The sequence below is a fragment of the Phaeodactylibacter luteus genome, assembly GCF_007993045.1.
Lineage (GTDB): Bacteria > Bacteroidota > Bacteroidia > Chitinophagales > Saprospiraceae > Phaeodactylibacter > Phaeodactylibacter luteus.
Genome location: NZ_VOOR01000238.1, coordinates 1 through 331 on the forward strand (window position 1 = coordinate 1; position 331 = coordinate 331).

At 53.2% G+C, this 331-nt stretch carries 1 protein-coding gene; it reads right to left on the reverse strand.

What is annotated here, in order from left to right; translation table 11 throughout:
• Positions 1–331, reverse strand: a 331-nt coding sequence (locus FRY97_RS22745; protein ID WP_170254901.1) for a hypothetical protein, incomplete at both ends; no start/stop codon positions are given.

Consider the following 331-nt stretch of genomic DNA (forward strand, 5'->3'; position numbering starts at 1 on the left):
GAGTTGGGTTGCCATTCTCATCATCAATATTGATGGTCAGCACGTTCTCGCCGATAGCTGCGAACAGCTCCAGTGAGTAAGAATCGAAACCTGTCTGAGTCAGTACGAAAGATGGGCCAGGGAATACACCAAGGTTAGCGTTGGTGAAAGTGATCTCAGCGTCGGTCAGGCCAACTTCTGCGAAGCAGTCGTCGCCCAAACCTACTAACCATACAAGCTGTGCGCCGCACTCGCCTTCAGGAGCGTCGTAAGAGAACGCATCAACACCGCCACCTGCGCCATCCTCAACGAGGATACCGCCTGTAGAAGTAATGAATGCCGTAGGGCCTTC